Annotated in this window: 13 protein-coding genes; 6 read left to right on the top strand and 7 right to left on the bottom strand. The window is 65.2% G+C overall.

Annotation, left to right across the window (positions count from 1 at the left end):
* Nucleotides 1–70: 70 nt before the first annotated feature.
* From tsaE to trxA, 6 genes are all read left to right on the top strand, one after another.
* Nucleotides 71–577 carry a tRNA (adenosine(37)-N6)-threonylcarbamoyltransferase complex ATPase subunit type 1 TsaE gene (gene tsaE / locus ACQK2G_RS20380; protein ID WP_425406870.1) on the top strand — a complete coding sequence of 169 codons (507 nt, stop codon included), beginning with the start codon at nucleotides 71–73 and terminating at the stop codon, nucleotides 575–577.
* Nucleotides 577–1,581, top strand: coding sequence for an aminoglycoside phosphotransferase family protein (locus ACQK2G_RS20375; protein ID WP_425406869.1), 1,005 nt, complete (start codon nucleotides 577–579; stop codon nucleotides 1,579–1,581). Before tsaE ends, ACQK2G_RS20375 begins: the two co-directional genes overlap by 1 nt.
* Nucleotides 1,578–2,339 (top strand): nucleotidyltransferase family protein, encoded by a 762-nt coding sequence (locus ACQK2G_RS20370; RefSeq protein ID WP_425406868.1) that lies wholly within the window; start codon nucleotides 1,578–1,580, stop codon nucleotides 2,337–2,339. The genes ACQK2G_RS20375 and ACQK2G_RS20370 overlap by 4 nt, the downstream gene beginning before the upstream one ends.
* Nucleotides 2,340–2,347: 8 nt before the next feature.
* Nucleotides 2,348–5,362, top strand: a complete 3,015-nt coding sequence (gene addB / locus ACQK2G_RS20365; protein ID WP_425406867.1) for a double-strand break repair protein AddB — start codon at nucleotides 2,348–2,350, stop codon at nucleotides 5,360–5,362.
* Entirely contained in the window at nucleotides 5,359–8,910 is a 3,552-nt protein-coding gene (gene addA / locus ACQK2G_RS20360) for a double-strand break repair helicase AddA (RefSeq protein ID WP_425406866.1), read from the top strand. Before addB ends, addA begins: the two co-directional genes overlap by 4 nt.
* Nucleotides 8,911–9,142: 232 nt before the next feature.
* Nucleotides 9,143–9,463: a thioredoxin TrxA gene (gene trxA, locus ACQK2G_RS20355; protein ID WP_425406865.1), complete on the top strand. Its 321-nt coding sequence runs from the start codon at nucleotides 9,143–9,145 to the stop codon at nucleotides 9,461–9,463.
* Between the two features lie 32 nt (nucleotides 9,464–9,495).
* Here the strand turns inward: trxA and ACQK2G_RS20350 are convergent, their stop codons facing one another.
* The 7 genes from ACQK2G_RS20350 to ACQK2G_RS20320 form a co-directional block, all read right to left on the bottom strand.
* Nucleotides 9,496–10,767, bottom strand: a complete 1,272-nt coding sequence (locus tag ACQK2G_RS20350; protein WP_425406864.1) for a bifunctional folylpolyglutamate synthase/dihydrofolate synthase — start codon at nucleotides 10,765–10,767, stop codon at nucleotides 9,496–9,498.
* Between the two features lie 49 nt (nucleotides 10,768–10,816).
* The gene (accD, locus tag ACQK2G_RS20345; protein ID WP_425406863.1) at nucleotides 10,817–11,782 is read right to left on the bottom strand and encodes an acetyl-CoA carboxylase, carboxyltransferase subunit beta; all 966 of its coding nucleotides are present in this window, start codon (nucleotides 11,780–11,782) and stop codon (nucleotides 10,817–10,819) included.
* A 126-nt stretch (nucleotides 11,783–11,908) separates the two neighbouring features.
* Complete coding sequence (trpA, locus tag ACQK2G_RS20340) at nucleotides 11,909–12,757, bottom strand: tryptophan synthase subunit alpha (protein ID WP_425407680.1); 849 nt, start codon at nucleotides 12,755–12,757, stop codon at nucleotides 11,909–11,911.
* A 2-nt stretch (nucleotides 12,758–12,759) separates the two neighbouring features.
* Entirely contained in the window at nucleotides 12,760–13,983 is a 1,224-nt protein-coding gene (trpB, locus tag ACQK2G_RS20335; RefSeq protein WP_425406862.1) for a tryptophan synthase subunit beta, read from the bottom strand.
* A 184-nt stretch (nucleotides 13,984–14,167) separates the two neighbouring features.
* Complete coding sequence (locus ACQK2G_RS20330) at nucleotides 14,168–15,094, bottom strand: helix-turn-helix domain-containing protein (RefSeq protein ID WP_425406861.1); 927 nt, start codon at nucleotides 15,092–15,094, stop codon at nucleotides 14,168–14,170.
* A gap of 262 nt (nucleotides 15,095–15,356) precedes the next feature.
* Nucleotides 15,357–15,992, bottom strand: coding sequence for a phosphoribosylanthranilate isomerase (locus ACQK2G_RS20325; RefSeq protein WP_425406860.1), 636 nt, complete (start codon nucleotides 15,990–15,992; stop codon nucleotides 15,357–15,359).
* 28 nt (nucleotides 15,993–16,020) lie between these two features.
* Complete coding sequence (locus ACQK2G_RS20320; protein ID WP_425406859.1) at nucleotides 16,021–17,463, bottom strand: M20 family metallopeptidase; 1,443 nt, start codon at nucleotides 17,461–17,463, stop codon at nucleotides 16,021–16,023.
* Nucleotides 17,464–17,467: the final 4 nt, after the last annotated feature.

Genomic DNA, 17,467 nt, shown 5'->3' with positions numbered 1-17,467 from the left:
GCTGGGAATCGACTATAAATTCGGGTAATCACGGAATTTTCTCAGGCGGTCCGCCGCGCGGGCACGAATCATGACCGATATCCAGACCATACCGGATGAGGACCGGGTCGCATCCGTCCCCTTGCCGGACGAGGCGGCGACCCGTGCGCTCGGCGCGCGGCTGGCGCCGGTGCTGCGCCCGGGCGACATCCTGGCGCTGTGGGGCGATCTGGGCGCGGGCAAGTCGACCCTGGCGCGCGGCCTGATCCAGGCCGCGATGGGCGAGGCGATCGAGGTGCCGAGCCCGACCTTCACGCTGGTCCAGATCTACGAGCTTCCCGATTACGACCTCTGGCACATGGATCTCTACCGGTTGGACGATCCTGAGGATGTCTTCGAACTGGGGGTGGAAGACGCCTTCGCCGAGGCGGTCAGCCTGATCGAATGGCCGGCGAGGATGGGCGGTTATCTGCCGCTGCATCGGTTGGATATCCGTATCGAGCAGACCGGTAACGGGCAGGCCGGCGGGGACGGCAGGCAGGCGACGCTCTCCGCGCCGCCCGGCGAATGGCACAACCGGCTGGCGGGGATTTTGTGATGACCGGACGCGATCAGGCGCTCAGCGACTTCCTCGCCGCGACCGGCTGGCGCGACCGGGACCGTGCGGTCCTGGCCGACGATGCGTCCTTCCGGCGTTATGACCGGCTGCGCGACGGCTGGCGACGGGCGGTGCTGATGGACGCGCCCCCGGACAAGGAGGATACCCGTCCCTTCATCCGGATCGCCGGCATCCTGCGTGACGCCGGCTTGAGCGCCCCTGAAGTTATTGCCCAAGACGTGGAAAACGGGTTTCTGCTGCTGGAGGATCTGGGTGACGATACCTTCACAAAGGTCCTTGCGGCCGGTGGGGACGAGGCGACGCTTTATGCCCAGGCCTTGGAGGCGCTGGCCGCGCTCTATCGCCGGGTCGACCTGACCGCGCTGGACGATCTGCCGCGCTATGACGAGGCGCTTTACCTGCGCGAGGTCTCGCTGCTGACCGACTGGTATCTGCCCGCCATTCGGGGGCCGCTCGACGATTCCGTCCGGGAAAGCTTCGTGGAGGCCTGGCGGTCGGTGCTGCCGACGGCGGCGGGCGTGCCGTCGACGCTGGTGCTGCGCGACTATCATGTCGACAATCTGATGTGGCTGCCGGAGCGCGAAAGCCCCGCCTGCGTCGGGCTGCTCGATTTCCAGGACGGTGTCGTCGGGCCGGTGACCTATGATCTCGTCTCGCTGTTCGAGGATGCAAGACGGGATGTCTCGCCGGCGGTGACGGCCCGTCTACTGGACCGTTATCTTGGACTGTTTCCGGATATAGACCGGACGGCATTCGAGGCGTCCTACGCCGTTCTGGCGGCCCAGCGCAGCACCAAGATCCTGGGGATTTTCACGCGCCTCGCCCATCGCGACGGCAAGCCCGGCTATCTCCGCCATACGGCGCGGCTGTGGCGCTGGCTGGAAGCCGATCTGCGGCACCCAGCGCTGGCCCCGGTAAAGGACTGGTTCGACCGCGAAGTGCCGGCCGAGATGCGGCGCGAACCTCCGGCGGAGGCGGCATGATGGCAAAGGCGAAACAGGCAACGGGGAAGAAACCCGCGAAGATCGAAACCGCGATGATCCTGGGCGCCGGTTTCGGCACCCGCATGGCCCCGCTGACCGATACCAAGCCGAAGCCGCTGGTGCCGCTTTGCGGCAAACCGCTGATCGACTGGCCGATCGACCGCCTCGCCGCTGCAGGCGTCACGCGGTTCGTCGTCAACACCCACTATCTGCCCGAACAGATGGCGGCGCATTTCAAGGGGCGCGACGACGTCGCCCTGACCCATGAATCGGAAATCCAGGAGACCGGCGGCGGCGTGCGCGACGCGCTGGACAAGATCGGCGCCAAGCCCTTTTTCGTCACCAGTTCGGACGCCATCTGGTTCGACGGCATCAAGCCGGCTGTGCAGCGCATGCTCGACGCCTGGGACCCGGAAAAGATGGATGCCCTGCTGCTCCTGGTACCCGTCACCGATTCCTACGGATACGACGGGCCCGGCGATTATTATCTGGAACCCGACGCCCGCGCCGTGCATCGCGGCGACCGCCTGGTTGCGCCCTATCTGTTCGGCGGCTTGCAGATCCTGAAGCCCGCCCTGTTTGCGGATGCGCCCGAAGGCCCCTTCCCGCTGCGGATCATCTACAACAAGGTCCAGGAAACCGGGCGGCTCTATGCCGTTACCCATGATGGGGAATGGTATCATGTCGGCACACCGGAAAGCCTGAAGGAGGTCGAGGAAGTGATCGCCGCAGGCTATTCCAAAGCGAATACGAGATAGACACCGAAATGGAATTCGGCCGCGTATATTCGATCCCGGCCGAGCGCTCCTTCGTCGATGCGCTCGCGGACGGCCTGCTGCGGCAATGGGGTGACGACCCGCTGGCCCTGTCGGAGGTACTGGTCCTGCTGCCGACGCGGCGCGCCTGCCGGTCGCTGCGCGAAGCCTTCCTGCGGCGCGCCCAGGGGGCGGCGCTTCTGTTGCCGCGGATGCGCCCGATCGGTGATGTCGATATGGAGGAGATGATCCTCGGCTTCGGCGGGGGCAGCGGATTGGACGTCTCAGATCTGCTGGCCGAATTGCCGCCGCCGATCTCCGCCCTGCGGCGGACACTGTTCCTCGCCGAACTGATCCGCAAGACGGTGCACGGTTTCGACAACCCGACCCCGGAACAGGCCGCGATCCTGGCGGCCGATCTGGCCCGTCTGCTGGACCAGGTGCATATCGAGGGGTTGTCGCTGGATAATCTCGACCGGCTCGCACCCGAACGCTTTGCCGAGAACTGGCAGCACACCCTGCTTTTCCTCAACATCCTGCGCGAGAACTGGCCGAAAATCCTCGAGGAGGAGGGCACGCTCGACCCCGGCGAATGGCAGACGGCGATGCGCCGGGCGCAGGCCGATCTCTGGCGGGCCGACCCGCCGGGACATCCGGTGATCGCCGCGGGCTCCACCGGCAGCGTGCCGGCGACGGCGGACCTTCTTTCCCTTATTCTTGAATTGCCGCAAGGCATGGTCGTTCTGCCGGGATTGGACCGAACGCTGGAAGACCGCGCCTGGATCGAAGTCGGGCGGGACCAGGGCCATCCGCAGTTCGGTCTCTCGCGGCTGTTGACCCGGTTCGGCATCGATCGGAACGCGGTGCTGGACTGGCCGGGAGGGACGGAAGACAGCGCCGCAAAAGCGCGCCGCGTTCATCTGCTGTCGGAGGCGATGCGCCCGGCCGCGGCCAGCGATGCCTGGCGGCACCTGCCCGATTTCTCCGCAGCCGACATGGAAGGCGTTTCCCAGGCGGTCTTCGATACCTCCCGCAGCGAGGCGGTGGCCATCGCGATGATGATGCGCCGAACCCTGGAAGCGCCGACCAAGCGTGCCGCCCTGGTGACGCCGGATCGTTCGCTGGCCCGGCGCGTCGCGGCGGAACTGCGGCGCTGGGGCCTGACGGTCGACGATTCCGCGGGCCTGCCGCTGGGCGCCACCGTGCCGGGAAGCTTCCTGCGGCTGATCGCCGAAACCGTCAATGACGGGTTCAGCCCCTCGACCCTGCTGGCGGTCCTGAAACACCCCCTGGCGCGCGGCGGCCGCAGCGCGGGCGCCTTCCGAGCCCAGGTCCGGCTGTTGGAGCGCTGGGTGCTGCGCGGCCCGAAACCCGCCCCGGGCTTCGACGGCCTCCAGGCGGCCCTTCAGGGCGCCGACATGCGGGACATGGATCAGGACGGGGGCGCGGTGACGAAGACCCTGTCGGCTTTCATTACCGAGCTGGAGCAAAAGTTTCAGCCGCTCACCGATCTGATGCGCAACGCTGCCGTTACCCTGCGCGACTGCGTTGGGGCGCATGGTCTTGTCGCGGAGACCTTGGCGGAGGATGCAGAAAACCCCGGTGCCGACCGGCTGTGGGCCGGCGAGGCGGGCGAGGCGCTCGCCCTCTTCGTCCAGGAATTGTCGGATGGCTGTGCCGGGCTGTTCGCCGATATCGGGCCGCAGGACTATCCGGGCCTGCTCGACGCGATGCTGTCGGGGCGGGTCGTTCGGCCGCGTTATGGCGCCCATCCCCGGCTCTTTATCTGGGGGCCGCTGGAAGCGCGGCTTCAGCATGTGGATCTGGTCATTCTGGGCGGCTTGAACGAGGGCGTCTGGCCGCCGGAGCCGGAAACGGATGCTTGGATGTCCCGCCCGATGCGGCAGGAATTCGGCCTGCCCGCGCCGGAGCGCCGGATCGGCCTCAGCGCGCATGACTTCGCCCAGGCCTTCGCCGCGCCCCAGGTGGTGCTGACCCGGGCGGAGAAGGTCGACGGTCAGCCGACCGTGCCGTCGCGCTGGCTGTCGCGTCTGCATGTGGTCTTGGACGCCCTCGACCTTTCGGCGGATCTGAAACCCGCCGATCCCTGGACCGGCTGGGCCGACATGCTTGAGCGCAGCTGCGGCCCTGCCGCGCCCGTCCCAATGCCGGCCCCGAGGCCGCCGGTCGCGGCCCGGCCGACGCGGCTGTCGGTGACGCGGATCGAAACCCTGATGCGCGACCCTTACAGTATCTTCGCCCGTTACATCCTGGACCTGAAGGTGCTGGACCCGCTGGAGGCCGACCCAGGTGCCGCCGAACGCGGAACCTTCATTCACCAGGCGCTGGAAAGGTTCGTCGCCGATCATGCGGCCGGGCCCCTTCCGGCCGATGCGCGCGACGCCTTGATGCGGGAAGGGGAGGCCGCCTTCGGCCCCGTATTGGGCCGTCCCGCCGTACGGGCCTTCTGGTGGCCGCGCTTCGAGCGGATTGCCGACTGGTTCCTGCGCGAGGAGGCAAAGCGACGCGGCGCCCTGGCCGCAAGCTTCGTCGAACAGACCGGCCGGACGGCCGTGCCGGTTGCAGGTACGGATTTTACCATCCAGGCAACGGCCGACCGGATCGATCGGATGACCGACGGCCGGTTCGTGATCATGGATTACAAAACCGGGCAGCCGCCGTCGAAAAAGGACGTGAAGACCGGCAAGGCGCCGCAGATGCCGCTGGAAGCGCTGATCCTGGCCGATGGCGGGTTCGGCACGATCGGCCCCGGCGAGGTCGCGGAACTGCAATACTGGCGGCTGTCGGGCGGCAGCCCGGCAGGCAAGGTCGTGCCGGTGGACGAGGATGTCTCGCAAATCGTGGCGGATGTCCGCGATGGTCTGGTCGCCTTGATCGGCGGTTTCATGGATCCCGGCACGCCCTATCTGCCGACGCCGCGCAGCGCGCTGAAAATGCGGTTCAACGATTACGATCATCTATCGCGCAAGGCGGAATGGTCAGCCGGCGGGGAGGGGGATCAATGACCGTGCAGCACGGCCCTTCCGCCGCGTCCCGGCCCGACCCCAATATCGCCCAGCGCCGGGCTGCCGACCCGACCGGCAGCGTCTGGGTCAGCGCCAGCGCGGGCAGCGGCAAGACCAAGGTCCTGACCGACCGCGTGCTCGCCCTGCTGCTGACCGGTTCCGCGCCCGAGAAGATCCTCTGCATCACCTTCACCAAGGCGGCGGCGTCGGAAATGGCGAACCGCCTGAACGACAAGCTGGGCGCCTGGGCGCGGATGGATGACGACAGGCTGGCCGATCAGATCGCGGCGATCCTCGACCGCCCGCCGAGACCGGAAGAGCAGATCAGGGCCAGGCGGCTATTCGCCTTGGTCCTCGATGCCCCCGGCGGTTTGAAGATCCAGACAATCCACAGTTTCTGTCAATCGCTGCTGGGGCGTTTCCCGATCGAGGCGAATACGCCGCCCCATTTCGATGTGATGGACGAACGCACCGCGGCCGAACTGATGCAGGTGGCCCGCGACCGGGTCCTGAACGAAGGGACGAAGGACCAGCGCCTCGGCAAGGCGCTGGCGACCATTTCCCATTATGTCCAGGAAGACCAGTTCAATACCTTGCTGCAGCGGATCTCTTCCGAACGGGCGCGCCTGTCGACGCTGCTCCGCGACGGCGACGACCCGCTGGCCGAGGCGATTGACCGAATCCACAACGCGGTTGGCGCGGACCCCGCCCTGGGTGAGGACGACGTGATCGCCGCGGCCTGCGGGGATGCCGCCATGGACAAAGCGGGGCTTGCCTCCGCGGTGCAGGTTCTGCGGGACCTGGGCAGTCCGAAGGTCGACGGCGCGGCCGCGGCGCGGATCGAACGGTGGATCAATGCGTCGGATGCTGACCGGCAGGCCATGCTGGACGATTACCGGCAGGTTTTCTTCACCGCCACCGGAGACGAACGCGCCAACCTTGCAGGCAAGAAGGTCCGGGAGGGGCGGCCGGATATCGAAATGGTCCTGATCCGGGAAAAGGATCGCCTGCTGGAACTGGACGCGACCGTGGCCCGCCAGGTGACCGCTTCCTGCTCCGCCGCCCTGCTGACCCTGGGCACGGCGATTCTGGAACAGTATCGGCGCGCCAAGGACCTGCGCGCCAAACTGGACTATGACGATTTGATCCTGCGGGCGCGCGACCTGCTGCGCGGCAGTCTCATCGCCAACCCGTCCTGGGTGATGTTCAAACTGGACGGCGGAATCGACCATATCCTGGTTGACGAGGCGCAGGATACCAGCGCCGAACAATGGGAGGTCATCTCCGGTCTGGCGGACGACTTTTTCAGCGGCGAAGGGCAGGGGGACGAGAACCGTACGATCTTTGTCGTCGGCGATGTGAAACAGTCGATCTACAGTTTCCAACGCGCCGACCCCGAAGCTTTTGCCACCATGCGGGAATATTTTCAGGCCCGTATCCAGGCGGCGGGTGAACGGTTCGGCCGCGTGCCGATGGAGGTTTCCTTCCGGTCGACGGAAGCGGTCCTGGCCGCGGTCGATGCGACCTTCCGGGACGACCGCGCCAAGAACGGCCTGGTGCCGCTGGAGGATACCGTAACCCACTATGCCCACCGTGCCGGGGTGCCGGGCCGGGTGGAACTGTGGCCCGTGGTAGAAAAAGTGGACGGCGAGGCGCCGGAACATTGGTCGGCCCCCGTCGCTGTTCAGTCCGACGTCCCGCCCGTGGCGCGGCTCGCCACAGGTCTGGCGGACAAGATCGCCGGCTGGATCGGGACGGAATACCTGCCGTCCAAGGGACGGACCGTCCGTGCCGGGGATATTCTGGTCCTGGTTCGCCGCCGGACCGAATTCGTCGACCGGCTGATCAGGGAACTGAAACAGCGCGACGTGACCGTGGCGGGGGTCGACCGGCTGACCCTGTCCAAGCATATCGCCGTCATGGATCTGCTAGCGCTGGGACAGTTCCTGCTGTTGCCGGAAGACGATCTGACGTTGGCGACCGTTCTGAAGGGCCCGTTCATCGGATTCGACGACGACGACTTGTTCCGTCTGGCCCATGACCGGGGCAAGCAGAGCCTGTGGCGGCGGCTGGAAGCCGAGGCGAAGACCGACGGACGCATGAAATCCGCCTGGGCCTGGTTGGCTGAATTGCTGGCGGCCGTCGACTATCATCCGCCCTATGAGCTTTATGCCCATGTCCTGACCCAGCCCTGTCCCGCGCCGGTGCCGGCGGGCGAATTCACGCCCATGAGCGGGCGCCGGGCGCTGGTTTCGCGCCTTGGCGTCGAGGCGGAAGACCCGGTGGACGAGTTCCTGTCCCTGACCCTTTCCTTCGACCTGCGGCGGGTGCCGTCCCTGCAGGGGTTCCTGCATTGGTTCGCGGCCGGCGAGGCGGAGATCAAACGCGATCTTGAATCCGGCGAAAACGATGCCCTGCGTCTGATGACCGTGCATGGGGCCAAGGGGTTGCAGGCGCCCATCGTCATTCTGCCGGACACGGTCCGAAAACCGCGGTCTGGCGGCGCGAATGTCTCCTTCTACTGGGTGGATGACGCGGAAAGCCGGCGGAGCGGCGATGTCGCTCCCGTATTCCTGTGGCCGCCGGCCAGGCGGTTCGAGGAGGCGCGGTGCAAATCGGCGCGGGAGGAGGCGGAGTTCAAGGCGGATCAGGAATACCGACGCCTGCTTTATGTGGCGATGACGCGGGCCGAGGATCGGCTCTATGTCTGTGGCTATAATTCGGACAAGAGCGTCGCGGACGGCTGCTGGTACGATCTGGTGCGCAGCGGATTGAACGCCTTGCCCGATGTGGTGACGGAACCCTTCGACGGCGGCGAGGGTTGGGAAGGGGACGCCCTGCGCCTGGAAATGGGCGCGGCGAACGAGGATGCCCTGGCCGAGGACCCGCCGGCCGCAGCACCAGCCGAAGCGGCTGAAGTACCCGATTGGCTTTTTGCGGAACCGGCCGCGGAACCGACGCCGCCCAACCCGGTCGCGCCGAGCCGGCCCGATCTGGAAGATCCGCCCGCCCGTTCTCCCCTGACCGAAGCGGGCGAGGGGGACGGCGAGGATCGGTTCAAACGCGGCTTGTTGATCCACAGCCTGTTGCAGTTTCTGCCGGATCAGGCGCCGGAACGCCGCCATGACTTGGCACGGTCCTATCTTGCCCGGCCGGTCCACGGCCTGTCCGAGGTGGTGCGTGCCAGGATGGTTGAAGAGGTGATCGCGGTCATGGAGCACCCCGATTTCGCGCCGATCTTCGGCCCTGGCAGCCGGGCGGAAGCCCCCATTGTCGGCGTGCTGGAGCGTCCGTCGGGGGTCGAGGTCGTATCCGGCCAGATCGACCGCCTGCTGGTGACCGAGAATGAGGTTCTTGTGGTCGATTATAAGACCCTGCGGCCCGCCCCAAGCGATTCGAGGCAGGTTCCCTTGGCTTACCGGCGTCAGCTCGCTGGCTATAAGGGGTTGTTACAAAAGGTTTTTCCGGGAAAAACCGTGCGTTGCGCGCTGTTATGGACCGACATTCCCAGGCTGATGCCCGTTGATGACGAACTGTTAAAGCTTTGATTGCCGTAGCTTTTCCAAGCCTCCTTGACCCGGATATGGCGCCTTCCTAAGTTCTTGCTAACGGAAACCGCAACTCAGTTGGTGATAATCACCATACGGATTACACTATCACCCCGGCCCAAGCGGATGGGACGGGACCGACGAATAAGGTCCCGATCGGCATTTTGCATGGGTGGGGAAAGCTCAGCCGGACCATAGACCCAGAACCGGCGGGCAATATCAGGAGAGAACCATGGCGACAGTCAATATCAGCGATTCTGACTTTCAATCCTCGGTCCTGGACGCGGACGGCCCCGTCCTCGTCGACTATTGGGCCGAATGGTGCGGCCCCTGCAAGGTGATCGGCCCGCATCTCGAGGAAATCGCCGACGAAATGTCCGGCCAGATCAAGGTCGCGAAACTGAACATCGACGAAAACCCGCAGACCCCGTCGAAATACGGCGTGCGTGGGATTCCGACCCTGATGCTGTTCAAGGATGGCGAAGTCGTCGCGACCAAGATCGGCGCGATGGGTAAGAGCCAACTGGCGGATTGGGTGAATTCCGTCGTTTGATCCTGTCTGCGGGCAGGCTTCGGCCCGGCGGATCAGGAGTTGTCCGCCAGGACCTCACCGGCCAGGTAAAGCGACCCGCAAATCAACAGAATTCCCGGCGGCCGCCCTGACAGGGCGGCCGTTGCCTTTTCGACGCTCTCGGCCGTATCGGCGTTGAGGCCGACCGACAGCGCCGTGTCGCGCAGTTCCTCCGCGCCGAAGCTGTTTGCTTCGCCGGGTATGGCGATTGCGGTCAGGCTGTCCGCCTGATCGGCGAAGGGCGCCAGGAAATCGTCGGGCGTCTTGGTGTTCAACATGCCGACGATCATGTGCAGCGGTCTGTCCGGCCAGGTCCGGGCTGCATGGGCGGCCAGCGTTTCGCCCGCCGCGGCATTGTGCCCGCCGTCCAGCCAGACCTCCCAGTCGGGCCCCAGTAGGTCCGAAATCGGACCCTTTGTCAGGCGTTGCAGTCGCGCCGGCCAGGTCGCGCCGGCGAGACCGGCCTCCACATCCGCTTCCGCGATCTCAAATCCCGCTTGCCGCAAGACATCGACGGCCGCAATGGCCGCCCCTGCATTCGCGAGTTGGTGTGCGCCCGGCAGGCCGAGCCGGGTCTGTTTCCGGGCCGGTCGGGCTTCGATGACAGCGGTGCCGATGCGTTCTGCGGCGCCGGCGATGACCGCCATGGCGACCGGGTCCTGGGCTGCGACCACGCTGGGCACGCCGGCTTTCTGAATCGCGGCCTTTTCACCGGCGATGGCCTGCAGGTCGCCGCCCAAGTATTGTATGTGATCCATGGAAATCGGCGTGATCACCGTGCAAACCGGCTTGTCGACGACATTCGTGGCGTCCAGCCGGCCGCCCAAGCCGACTTCCAGCAGCAGGATATCCGCCGGTGTTTCCGCAAAAGCCTTCAGGGCCGCGCAGGTGGTGATTTCGAAGAAGGTGATCGGCTCGCCGCCATTGACCTGTTCGGCATCTTCCAGAATGGCGGCGAGATGCTCTTCCGCGATGATCTCGCCGGCCAGCCGGATCCGTTCGGCGAATCGCACGAGATGCGGTGAGGTATAGACATGGACGCGGTAGCCGGCCTGTTCCAGGATCGCCCGCAGGAAGGCGATGGTGGACCCTTTACCGTTCGTGCCTGCGACATGGACAACCGGCGGCAGTTTGTCCTGGGGCCGGCCCATGCGGTCCAGCAGCCGGTCGACCCGGTCCAGGGTCAGGTCGATGATCTTCGGATGCAGGCTCATCAGCCTGTCCAGGATGGCGTCGCTGCGCCGGGGGGCCGGCTTCGCGGATTGGGCCGTGGTCGTGGTTTTCAAGGACGCGGGATCATCTGCTGTGGGCCTTTTGGAGGGCCCTGTTGTACCGTCAGGACTTGTCGGCGCTGTGGTCCGATTCTCCGCTGTCGGGGATATCGAGATCCTCGCCCGTCACCCCCTCGCCGGCGGGAATTCCGTCGGATTCCTTGCCTTTGCCGTCAGTCAGCAGGGAAATCAGACGGACGATCGTCGGGCGGACCTGCGTCCGCGGGGCGACGATGTCGACCATGCCGTGTTCCAACAGGTATTCGGCGGTCTGAAAGCCGTCCGGCAGGGTTTCCTTCACCGTTTGTTCGATGACCCGGCGCCCGGCAAAGCCGATCACCGCGCCGGGTTCGGCGATATGGATATCCCCCAGCATCGCGAAGCTGGCCGACACGCCGCCGGTCGTCGGATGGGTCAACAGCACGAAGAAGGGCAGTCCCGCTTCCTTGACCTCCTGAACGGCGATCACCGTGCGCGGCATCTGCATCAGCGACAGGATGCCCTCCTGCATCCGCGCGCCGCCGGTGGCGGGAATAATGATCAGGGGCGCCTGCTGGAAAACGGCGAGGCGGGCCGCCGTGACGATCCCTTCGCCGACCGCGACGCCCATCGAACCGCCCATGAAGGAAAAGTCGAAGGCGGCCACGACGACCGGACGCCCTTCCATCTTGCCATGAGCGACGATGATGGCGTCCTTGTGCGGGACCTTGGGATCCAGTTTCGCCTGCGCCTCTTTCAAGCGGTCGCTATAGCGCTTGCGGTCGCGGAATTTCAGCGGATCGACCGGCGTTTTCGGCAATTCGGCGCGGTCGTAGTCGCCGCCGTCGAACAGCATTTCCAGCCGTTGTTCGACCGGCAGGCGCATATGATGGTTGCAGTGCTGACAGACGTGATGATTGGCCACCAGGTCGCGGTGGAAGATCATCTGGCCGCAGTTGTCGCACTTGTGCCAAAGATTATCCGGAACTTCGGGTTTGGCGCCGACCAGGGCCTTGATCTTCGGTCGGACATAGCGCTCAAGCCAAGACATTCCGTGAATCACCCTCCTTCGGGTTTACCTCTATGGGAACCTGCTGTCCGGTTCCCCGCCATCCGCGCCCCGGCCGAAATTCGGTCGAAATCCGGCTGCGCGAATGCCTCTATTAGCCTTTTATACTCAGCTTCGTACACCCTGGGCGAGCGACGAGACAAATTCAAGGACGCGTGCCGGAATGGCGGATCGCTCCACGCCTTCGTCCAGCGCGGCCTTCACCTGCTCGACAATGGCGGAACCGACGACCGCGGCATCCGCGACCTTTGAAATCGCCCGCGCGGAGTCCGGCGTTTTCACCCCGAAACCGACGGCAACCGGCAGGTCCGTATGCCGTTTGATCCGGGCGACCGCCTCGCGGACGGCGTCTTCCTGCACGGTCTTGGTCCCGGTGATCCCCAGGATCGACACATAATAGACGAAACCCGACGTGTTGTTCAGCACCGTCGGCAGGCGTTTGTCATCCGTCGTCGGCGTTGCCAGCCGGATGAAATTGATGCCGGCCTGCAGGGCCGGAATGCACAATTCCTCGTCTTCTTCCGGCGGCAGGTCGACGATGATCAAGCCATCGATGCCGGCCTCCTTGGCATCCGTCAGAAACGCGTCGACGCCGTAGGAATAGATCGGGTTGTAATAGCCCATCAGGATCAGCGGCACATCGGCGTCGACCTCGCGCACGGCGCGCGCCATGGCCAGGGTCTTCTTCAGCGTCTGGCCGCCTTCCAGCGCGCGCAGACCGGCGGCCTGGATCGCGGGGCCGTCGGCCATTGGATCGGTGAAGGGCATGCCCAGTTCGATCAGGTCGGCCCCCGCCGCCGGAAGACCTTTGAGGATTTCCAGCGAGGTGTCGTAATCCGGATCGCCCGCCGAGACATAGGTGACCAGTCCGCCGCGGCCTTCCTGCTTCAATGCCGCGAAGCGCGCGGCGATGCGGCCGGAATCGGAATAGGAAACGGCAACCCTGCTTTCGGCCATGCTCACAGCGACACTCCCATCAACTCGGCGATGGTGTTGACGTCCTTGTCACCCCGGCCGCTCATGTTCAGGCAGATGATATGGTCCTTGGGCAGCGTCGGCGCCAGCTTCATGATATGCGCGATCGCATGCGCCGATTCGAGCGCCGGCAGGATCCCTTCCATCTTGCTGCAATACTGGAACGCCTCGACCGCTTCCTTGTCGGTCGCCGGCACATACTCGACCCGGCCGACATCGTGCAGCCAGCTGTGCTCCGGACCGATGCCCGGGTAATCCAGGCCGGCGGATATCGAATAGGGTTCGACCACCTGACCGTCGTCATCCTGCAGCAGATGCATGCGGTTGCCGTGCAGCACGCCCGGGCGGCCCCCGGTGATGCTGGCGGCATGCTCGCCGGTCTCGACGCCATGGCCCGCGGCCTCGACGCCGACGATCTTCACATCCGCATCGTCCAGGAAGGGGTGGAACAGGCCCATCGCGTTGGATCCGCCGCCGACGCAGGCGACCAGCGTGTCGGGCAGGCGGCCTTCGGCTTCCATCATCTGTTCGCGTACCTCGTTGCCGATGACGCATTGGAAATCGCGCACCATGGCGGGATAGGGATGCGGCCCGGCGACGGTGCCGATGATGTAGAACGTGTCCTCGACATTCGCGACCCAGTCGCGCATCGCCTCGTTCAGGGCGTCCTTCAGGGTCTTGGATCCGCTTTCGACCGCTTCGACCTCGGCGCCCAGCAGCTTCATGCGGAACACGTTGGGTGACTGCCGTGCCACGTCGACCGCGCCCATATAGACCTTGCAGGGCATGTTGAAGAGGGCGCAGGCGGTGGCCGTCGCGACGCCGTGCTGACCCGCGCCGGTTTCGGCGATGATCCGCGTCTTGCCCATGCGCCGGGCGAGCAGGATCTGCCCCATCACATTGTTGATCTTGTGGCTGCCCGTATGGTTCAGCTCTTCGCGCTTGAAGTAGATCTTCGCGCCGCCGAGTTCCTCGGTCATGCGCTTGGCGAAGTAGAGCGGACTGGGCCGACCGACATAGTGCTGGGCGTAATAGTCGATATCCGCCTGATATGAGGGATCCGCCTTGGCGTCCTCATAGGCCTGCTGAACGTCCAGGATCAGCGGCATCAGGGTTTCGGCGACGAAACGTCCGCCGAACAGGCCGAAATGCCCCGCCTCATCCGGGCCGGCCCGGAACGTATTGATTTTCGCCTGCGCCTCGCTCATCGCGGTTCGAGCCTCCGTTTTCCTCGAGTGTCCTGGGGGGAATCCCCAGGAAGATACGGAATCCAAAAAAGCTTGGATCGCCGCCGACGAATGGGAGCTAGGGGATACCTTAGCAAAGGGGGCAAGTCCATACGCCTTGCGCCGCTTTCCGACAGAGATCGGCGGCCCGGCCCGGCAGGGGCGCTCAGCGGCTGCGCCGATATTCGCGCGGCGTGCGATTCTCCAGCCGGCGGAAGGTCCGGCAGTAATGTGACTGGGAATTGAAGCCGCAACGGGTCGCGATGACCGAGATCGGCAGATCCGACTGCCGCAGCAGGGCCTTGGACCGGTCGATGCGCTTCTCGATGACATAGGCGACGGGCGTCACGCCCAAGGCGTCCTTGAAGATGCGCGCGAAGTGGAACGGGCTCTTGCAGGCGACCTGCGCGATCTCGCCCAGCGATATGTCGCGGTGCAGATTGCCGTCGATGAAGTCCAGCGCCTTCTGGATCGGATTCGCCTCGGCCGTTCCCTGGCCGGCGTTGCGTCCGGTCGCGTGCTGTGAAATCGCCAGCAGGACGTCGTGCAGGGCCGCGGTCGCCAGGGTCTCGGCAACCATCGACGCGCCTTTCGGGCGGCTTCGGATGAAGTCGCGCAGCCGGTATCCCAGCGCTTCCGTCATCGGCGTTTGCAGATTGGTGACCGACAGGCCCGGTATTTCCTGCAAGCCCAGTTGGCGCAGCATCTCGCGCCGGGCGCTGGCCGGCAGGGCGACGGTCACCATCTGCATGTCGCCGTCGTCCAACCGCACGTAAACCTTGGATCCGGCCGGGTGAAAATGCGCATGGCCCGGCATCAGTGTTCGTTTGCGGATTTCCTCGCCATTGACCGAAACGAGCACATCGCCCGGCTGATCGAGGCTGAAACTGATCAGATCCATTTCCGCGGACCGGAAATAAAGCTCGAACGGCCCGCGCGCCCGTAGGGTGATCGTGCCCCCGTCGAACTCATAGCGTTCACCCTGCCAAGGCGTCTGCTCTTCGAGCGGCAGGGCGAGTGTATCTATAAGTTGTCCCGTCTTGGGCTGAACCGCGTCCGGCACGGCATCCTTGGATGCACTACCATCCATCATGACAAAAAATCCAAGCTTCCCAATTCAGGCGAAGACCGTTCCACTTTCACGGTTACGCCGTCATCCCCCACTAAAATACTATGACTAATTTCATTGGACTGCAAATTATCCACATTCAAAACAGGACGGTTTTCACAATCTTGCTATGTTCCTATCCCATTACCTTAGGCTGTGGCGTAGGGCGTGAGGAAAGGGCCAAACCTTGCGCGAATCGGGTGCCGGCACGCTTTATATTGCGATGCAGAGGGCGCTGAGCGCAGGATCAGGCAAGTTGCGCCAGGAACTTCCTGATCATATCGGGGTTTTTCCGGCCGACGGATTCCTCGACACCGGAGGAGGCGTCGACCAGCCGCGCGCCGGTCATTTTCACGGCGCCGGCGACGTTGTCGATTGTCAGGCCGCCGGCGAGAAACCAGGGTTTCGCCCAATCCTGGCCGCGCAGCAGGGTCCAGTCGAAGGCGACGGCATTGCCGCCGGGCCGGGTCGCGTCCTTCGGCGGCTTGGCGTCGAACATCAGATAATCGACGACCTGTTCGTAGCGCCGCGCGGGCTGGAAATCGTCCGCCTCGGCGATCTTGAACACCTTGATGACGGAAAGCCCGGTCCGCTCCTTGATCGCGGCGACACGTTCGACCGGTTCGTCCCCATGCAGCTGGATGATATCCAGCGGCACGTCCTTCAACACCCGTTCCAGCAGCGCGTCGTCGGGATCGACGAAGACGCCGACCGATTTCACCCGCTCCGGGACCGCGCGGACCAGCGGCGCCGCCTGCTCCGGCCGGACGGCACGGGGGCTCGGCGGGAAGAACATGAAGCCGACATACCCCGCGCCCGCGCGCACCGCCGCATCCAGCGTCGGGGCATCGGACAAACCGCAGATCTTCGCTTGCACCTTCATGGGATTTTCCAACCGCCTTCTTGAGAATTCAGCCCGATACCGGCGCCGGACCGGCTTCCAGGTCGCAGAACAGGCCGGTCATCATCCGCAGACCTTCCTCCACCACCGGGGCCAGAATATGTTCGTTCGGCGCATGCTGGCAGCAGCCGCGATAAGAATGCGGAATCCAGATCGTGGTCAAGCCCAGGACATCCGCGAAACAGTCATTGGGCAGGGACCCGCCCAAATTCGGCAGGATGACAGGGTCCTTGCCCGTGGTCAGGGCCAGCGAGTCGCGCGCCCAACCAACCCAGGGATTGTCCGGATCGACGCGGGTCGCCGCCATGGCGACATCGTCCTTGTCGGCCTGCACGCGGATATCCTTGAAGCCCAACGCATCCAGATGGCGCCGCAACGCCGGCAAAATGTCGTCCTGGTCGGTGCCGACGACGAAGCGCAACTGGCACACGGCCCGCGCCCTGCCGGCGATGGCATTGGCCGGCGTCGCCGGATTGCCCAGATCCAGGGCCAGCACCGCGAAGCTGTTCCAGCCGAAGACCCGCTCCGCCGGGGTCAAATTCTGTTCGCCCCAATCAAGGTCGATGGCCGGTTCGCCGGGTAGGCGCCCATCCGAATCGTCGAGCGGTTCGCAGGCGGCGAGCAGTTCCCGCACCCGGTCGGTCAAACTGTTCCGCGGCCGCCATTCAGGCACCTCGATCCGCCCGCGGGCATCGGTAATCGCGGCCAGCGCATGGGCAAGGCGGGTGCCGGGGTCTTTCAGCAATCCGCCCCAATTGCCGGAATGATGCGCCCCTTCGCGATAGTGGGCGATCAGTTCGAAATTGATCGCCCCGCGGGCGCCGGTGAAGATCGTCGGGCGGTCCGGCTTCAGACGCGGCCCGTCGGAGGCGATCAGCACGTCCGCCGCCAGCAGGTTCCGGTTTGTCTCGCAGAAATCCCGCAGGCCGGGCGAGCCGGTCTCCTCACCCGTTTCCAGCAACAGTTTCACGTTGAATCCGAGCCGCCCCTTGGCCGCCAGCACGAAACGCAGGGCCTTGATGGCGATCCAATGCTGCACCTTGTTGTCCGCGACGCCGCGGCCGTACAGCCGCTCACCCTTGCGGGTCAGCGCGAAGGGGGCGAGCTCCGCGGCCCAGCTGTCGTCCATCCCGGCCACCGTATCCGCGTGGCCATAGATCAGGACGGTCTTCAGCGCAGGATCCTCGATCCGTTCCGCGAACAGGAAGGGCCCCGCCGCGGCGACGGTATCGGCAAGCGGGTTCGGCATGACCGAGCGCCGGAACCCCGCGGCGTCCAGCTGCGGGCCCACGACTTGGTCGAAATACCGGTCGAACTGTTTGCGCCGCGGGTCTTTCTCGGGGCTGCAGGTCGGACAGGCGATCGCCTCGGCGAATTCGCGCTCGAACGCGCCGCCGGCGAAATAGTCATGCGCGGCGATCACCGCGTTGTCCCGTTCTTGTGGTCTGGTCATGGAT

The organism is Hwanghaeella sp. (assembly GCF_965227365.1).
In the GTDB taxonomy this organism is placed as follows: domain Bacteria; phylum Pseudomonadota; class Alphaproteobacteria; order UBA8366; family Aestuariispiraceae; genus Hwanghaeella.
Note: the sequence above shows the minus strand (reverse complement) of the source record. Positions and strands in the feature narration are given on the sequence as shown.